Source organism: Streptomyces triticagri (assembly GCF_003429565.1).
Lineage (GTDB): Bacteria > Actinomycetota > Actinomycetes > Streptomycetales > Streptomycetaceae > Streptomyces > Streptomyces triticagri.
This window is the reverse complement of sequence record NZ_QUAK01000175.1, coordinates 1-5828: the sequence shown is the minus strand read 5'-3', so window position 1 is coordinate 5828 and position 5828 is coordinate 1. Positions and strand designations below refer to the sequence as shown.

General features: G+C 72.2%; 5 protein-coding genes. 4 read left to right on the top strand and 1 reads right to left on the bottom strand.

Annotated elements, in window-relative coordinates:
- Positions 1 to 683 (bottom strand): bifunctional DNA primase/polymerase (locus tag DY218_RS25820; protein ID WP_147336173.1); only part of this gene is annotated, 683 nt, incomplete at its 3' end.
- Between the two features lie 451 nt (positions 684 to 1134).
- Here DY218_RS25820 and nsdA point away from each other — a divergent pair.
- From nsdA to DY218_RS25800, 4 genes are all read left to right on the top strand, one after another.
- Positions 1135 to 2622 carry a transcriptional repressor NsdA gene (nsdA, locus tag DY218_RS25815; protein ID WP_128558541.1) on the top strand — a complete coding sequence of 496 codons (1488 nt, stop codon included), beginning with the start codon at positions 1135 to 1137 and terminating at the stop codon, positions 2620 to 2622.
- 315 nt (positions 2623 to 2937) lie between these two features.
- Positions 2938 to 4287 carry an ammonium transporter gene (locus tag DY218_RS25810; protein WP_128558540.1) on the top strand — a complete coding sequence of 450 codons (1350 nt, stop codon included), beginning with the start codon at positions 2938 to 2940 and terminating at the stop codon, positions 4285 to 4287.
- Positions 4284 to 4622: a P-II family nitrogen regulator gene (locus tag DY218_RS25805; RefSeq protein WP_128558539.1), complete on the top strand. Its 339-nt coding sequence runs from the start codon at positions 4284 to 4286 to the stop codon at positions 4620 to 4622. The genes DY218_RS25810 and DY218_RS25805 overlap by 4 nt, the downstream gene beginning before the upstream one ends.
- Before the next feature lie 171 nt (positions 4623 to 4793).
- Positions 4794 to 5828, top strand: a 1035-nt coding sequence (locus DY218_RS25800; RefSeq protein WP_407703686.1) for a [protein-PII] uridylyltransferase family protein, incomplete at its 3' end; no start/stop codon positions are given.

Below are 5828 nucleotides of genomic sequence, written 5' to 3'. Positions count from 1 at the left end.
GGGCGGCGCCGCACCGGTGCGCGGGACGGTTCGGCGGGCTGGCGGTGGCAGGCGTACGCGAGGGTGCCGAGCAGCAGCCGGGCGGCCGGCGGGCTGCTCGCCGAGTCCAGGGCCGGCGCCCGGAGCCAGCGCACCGGGCCGAGACCGCCCCGGTCGGAGGGCGGCGCGGTGACGTACTCGCCGGGGCCGAGGGCCGTCAGGTCGAGCACCGCGTCGTCCCAGCCCGTGCGGTAGAGCAGATCGGGGAGTTCGGCCGCGGCGCCCTGGGCGACGTAGAACTGGGCGCGGCCCTCGGGCGTGACGGCCACCGGCCCGAGCGGCAGGCCCATCCGCTCGAGGCGGACCAGCGCACGGCGGCCCGCGGCCTCCGCCACGTCCAGTACGTCGAAGCTGCGGCCGACCGGGAGCAGTACCGAGGCGCCGGGGAACTCGCCCCAGACGCGGGTCACTTCGCGGAGCGTCGCGCCGGCCTCGAGCTCCGGTGCGAAGCCGAGCGGATGGGCGCCGGGCGCCTTGCAGTGGTCGTCCCCGCAGGAGCAGTGGCCGTCCGAGGCGCGCGCCCCGGGGACCGCGTCCCAGCCCCACAGGCCGGTGAACTCGGCGACCGCCGTGCACGCCGACTCGCGGCCGCGGCGCCGCGCGCCCGACCGGATCTCCCTGATGCCGCCGATCGTGAACCCCATGCCCCCTCCAACGGGTCGCTCGCGCCGGTGGTTACGTCCGGCGACTTTCCCGTGACCCTCCGTCGCATCCGCTTGGTCCGAGCGGCTTCCGGAGGTACCCCGGGTGGTGCGGGTGGTGGAGTGCGCCCCTCTGTGCAACGCTCCACCCTGCGTGCGGTCGTCCCATGTCAAGTGAATCGCGTGTTGCCGTACGGGAGTTCATTCGAAGGGGTGGCGAATGGTGGCGTTTCTGCAATCGCCCTCGCCGGGAGGGTGATCGTAGGATTACTTTCAGTACACGAACCTCGCAGAGATGCTTGCGCTCGTGGGTATGCCGGAGGCATTCCGGCCAGGAGTTCGACAGGTGAATCACGCCGGAGGCAAGTGCCAACTCCCTCCATTCTGGTAAGGGTTGGCGCGCGACGACGCGTACGGGCGGCGTCATACGGTTTCAGGGAATGGGGGCGTTCCAGTGGGCGGCAACGGCAGCGGCGGCGCGACCGCCGACAAGCGCCCCAACGACAAGCTGAGCTCGTGGTTCGTCCGCAGCGGCTGGTCCAAGGGCGAGCTGGCCCGCCAAGTCAACCGCAGGGCACGCCAATTGGGCGCCCACCACATCTCCACCGACACCTCGCGGGTGCGCCGCTGGCTCGACGGCGAGCAGCCGCGCGAGCCGATCCCGCGGATCATGTCCGAGCTGTTCTCCGAGCGGTTCGGCTGTGTGGTCGCCGTCGAGGATCTGGGACTGCGCACCGCGCACCAGTCGCCCTCGGCCTCCGGCGTCGACCTCCCGTGGACGCCGGACGGCACGGTCGCCCTGATCAGCGAGTTCTCCCGCAGCGACCTGATGCTGGCCCGCCGCGGCTTCCTCGGCAGCTCGCTCGGGCTCGCCGCAGGGCCCGCCCTCGTCGAACCGATGCAGCGCTGGCTGGTGCCCACCCCGGCCACCCCCGCCGCCCCGGCCGGCGCAGAGGTCCGGGAGGCGTCCGCAGGCCGGCGCCCGTCGCGGCTCTCCGACCCGGAGCTCGACCTGCTCGAGTCGACCACCGTGATGTTCCGCCAGTGGGACGCCCAGTGCGGCGGGGGACTGCGCCGCAAGGCCGTCGTCGGTCAGCTGCACGAGGTGACCGATCTGCTGCAGGAGCCCCAGCCGGAGGGCACCGCACGCCGCCTGTTCAAGATCGCCGCCGAACTGGCCGAGCTGGCGGGCTGGATGAGCTATGACGTCGGCCTGCAGCCCACCGCCCAGAAGTACTTCGTGCTCGCCCTGCATGCCGCCAAGGAGGCCGGGGACAAGCCCCTCGGCTCGTACATCCTCTCCGGCATGAGCCGCCAGATGATCCACCTCGGCCGCCCCGACGACGCCCTCGAGCTCATCCACCTCGCCCAGTACGGCAGCCGCGACGTCGCCACCCCGCGCACCCAGGCCATGCTGTATGCGATGGAGGCCCGGGCGTACGCCAACATGGGCCAGCCCAGCAAGACCAAGCGCGCCGTCCGGATGGCCGAGGACACCTACTCGGACGCGGTCGAGTTCGCCGAGCGCGAGCCGGACTGGATCCACTTCTTCTCGGAGGCCGAACTCAACGGGGAGAACGCCCACTCGTACCGCGACCTCGCCTATGTCGCGGGCCGCAGCCCCACCTACGCCTCGCTCGCCGAGCCCGTGATGGAGCGCGCCGTCGAGCTCTTCGGCGCCGACGAGGTGCACCAGCGCAGTTACGCCCTCAATCTGATCGGCCAGTCCACCGTGCGCCTGCTCCAGCGCGAGCCCGAGCAGAGTGTGCAGCCGGCCAGGGAGGCGCTCGCCATCGCCCGGCGGGTCCGCTCCGAGCGGGTCAACACCCGGCTGCGCAAGACCGTCGCCACCGCCGTACGCGACTTCGGTGAGGTCGCCGAGGTCATCGACCTCACCGAGCAACTCGCCGACCAGCTCCCGGAGTCCGCCGAAGCGGGCTGAGCGGAGCCACCGAAACCCCGGCCGCGGCCGGCCTCCCCGAAACGCCCGACTCGGCTCCCCCACGCCAGGTCGTCACGGAGGGCCTGCCGCGGCCGGTTTCTTTCCCCCGTGCACCACCGCGGACGGTACGGGCCGCCGGTCCCCCGGTCCGGCAGTTCATGGCCACGTAACACGTACGACCTCTTCGTCACTGCCGCGAAACATCGGGCGGCATCCCCGGAAACCGCGCTGCGCGAATGTCTGGGACCCGAGGGTGCTTCCAAGGCCCCGCACCGGCTCAGCCCGCACGGGCCGTACGACGACGAGGAGACGCCGATGCCCCCAGGCATCACGCTGGCCGCAGATGCCCCGGAGCTCTCTGCCGCCAACACCGGATTCATGCTCATCTGCTCCGCCATGGTCATGCTGATGACCCCGGCCCTCGCCTTCTTCTACGGAGGCATGGTCCGCGTCAAGAGCACCTTGAACATGCTGATGATGAGCTTCATCAGCCTGGGCATCGTGTCGGTCCTCTGGGTGCTCTACGGATTCAGCATGGCCTTCGGCACCGACCGGGGCAGCCTGGTCGGCTGGGACGCCGACTACCTCGGCCTCAGCGGGATCGGGGTGACCGAACTGCTCGACGGCGGCAGCATCCCGCTCTTCGTCTTCGCCGCCTTCCAGCTGATGTTCGCGATCCTCACGCCCGCGCTCATCAGCGGTGCGCTCGCCGACCGCGTCAAGTTCACCGCCTGGGCGCTGTTCATCGCCCTGTGGGTCACCGTCGTCTACTTCCCGGTCGCGCACTGGGTCTGGGGCGAGGGCGGCTGGGCGTTCGACCTCGGCGTCATCGACTTCGCGGGCGGCACGGCCGTGCACATCAACGCGGGTGCGGCGGCGCTCGGCGTGATCCTGGTGATCGGCAAGCGGGTCGGCTTCAAGAAGGACCCGATGCGGCCGCACAGCCTGCCCCTGGTGATGCTCGGCGCCGGCCTGCTGTGGTTCGGCTGGTTCGGCTTCAACGCCGGATCCTGGCTCGGCAACGACGACGGCGTGGGCGCCGTGATGTTCCTCAACACCCAGATCGCCACCGGCGCCGCCATGCTCGGCTGGCTCGCCTACGAGAAGATCCGGCACGGCGCGTTCACCACCCTCGGCGCCGCATCGGGCGCGGTCTCCGGCCTGGTCGCGATCACCCCCGCCGGCGGCTCGGTCAGCCCGCTCGGCGCGATCGCCGTCGGCGTCATCGCCGGTGTGCTCTGCGCGATGGCCGTCGGCCTCAAGTACCGCTTCGGGTACGACGACTCGCTCGACGTGGTCGGCGTCCACCTGGTCGGCGGTGTGATCGGCTCGCTGCTCGTCGGCTTCTTCGCCACCGGCGGCGTGCAGTCCGACGACGCGGGACTCTTCTACGGCGGCGGACTCGACCAGCTCTGGAAGCAGGCCGCGGGTGTCTTCGGCGTCCTCGCCTACTCCCTGCTCGCCTCCGCGCTGCTCGCCCTGATCATCCACAAGACGATGGGCATGCGCGTCACCGAGGATGACGAGGTCTCCGGCATCGACCAGCTCGAGCACGCGGAGACGGCGTACGACCACAGCGGTGCGGGCGGCGGTTCGGCGGCCCGCAGCACGGGCACGGTGCCGCCGGCGGCGACCGCGGCGCAGAACACGAAGGTGGACGCATGAAGCTCATCACGGCGGTCGTGAAGCCGCACCGGCTGGACGAGATCAAGGAGGCCCTGAGCGCCTTCGGAGTCCAGGGACTCACCGTCACCGAGGCCAGCGGATACGGCAGGCAGCGCGGCCACACCGAGGTGTACCGCGGCGCCGAGTACACCGTGGACCTCGTACCGAAGATCCGTATCGAGGTACTGGTCGAGGACGACGACGCCGAGCAGCTGCTCGAAGTGGTCGTGAAGGCCGCCCGTACCGGCAAGATCGGCGACGGCAAGGTCTGGAGCATCCCGGTCGAGACGGCGGTGCGGGTCCGCACCGGCGAACGCGGGCCCGACGCCCTCTGACCGGACCCGACGCGAGAAGAAGAACGGCACGGAGCAAGGAGCTGCCAGGTGACGAGCGTGGACGTGCCGGCGAAACCCGGCGACCCGTCGGAGCCCGATGCGGGCAGGACGACGGGACAGGGTGACGCGGGCGAGAGCGGCACCGAACCCGGCAGCTACGCGGCGGCCCGGCTGCGTCTCCTCCAGGAAGAGTCGCGGTCCGGGCCGCCGCGCCGTGCGGCGCTCGCCCGGCTCACCGACGACTGGCTGAGCTCGCTCTTCGCCGCATCGGCGCGCGAGGTACGCGGCGCGGCCCTGGTCGCCGTCGGCGGCTACGGCCGCGGCGAACTGTCCCCGCGCAGCGACCTCGACCTGCTCCTGCTGCACGACGGCAGCGCGGACCACGGCGCGGTCGCCGCGCTCGCGGACCGCATCTGGTACCCCGTATGGGATCTCGGCATCGCCCTCGACCACTCGGTGCGCACCCCCGCCGAGGCCCGCCGCACCGCGGGCGAGGACCTCAAGGTCCAGCTCGGCCTCCTCGACGCCCGGCACGTCGCGGGCGACCTCGGCATCACCACGGCGCTGCGCAGCACCGTGCTCGCCGACTGGCGCAACCAGGCGCCGAAACGGCTCCCCGCGCTGCGTGAACTCTGTGCCGAACGGGCCGAGCGCCAGGGCGAGTTGCAGTTCCTCCTGGAGCCCGACCTCAAGGAGGCCGAGGGCGGCCTCAGGGACGCCACCGCACTGCGCGCCGTCGCCGCCTCCTGGCTGGCCGACGCCCCGCGCGCCGGGCTCGCCGAGGCCAGGCGCCGCCTCCTCGACGTCCGGGACGCCCTGCACCTGACCACCGGCCGTGCCACCGACCGGCTCACCCTGCAGGAACAGGACCAGGTCGCCGCCGAACTCGGGCTGCTCGACGCCGACGCGCTCCTTCGCCAGGTGTACGAATCGGCCCGCACCATCTCCTACGCGGGCGACGTCACCTGGCGCGAGGTCTCACGCGTGCTGCGGGCCCGGCAGGTACGCCCGCGACTGCGCGCCCTGGTCGGCGGCGGCAAGCAGACACCGGAGCGCACCCCGCTGGCCGACGGCGTCGTGGAACAGGACGGCGAGGCGGTACTCGCCCGCACCGCACGGCCGGACCGCGACCCCGTACTCCCGCTGCGCGCGGCCGCCGCGGCCGCGCAGGCCGGCCTTCCGCTCTCGCCGCACGCGGTGCGCCGC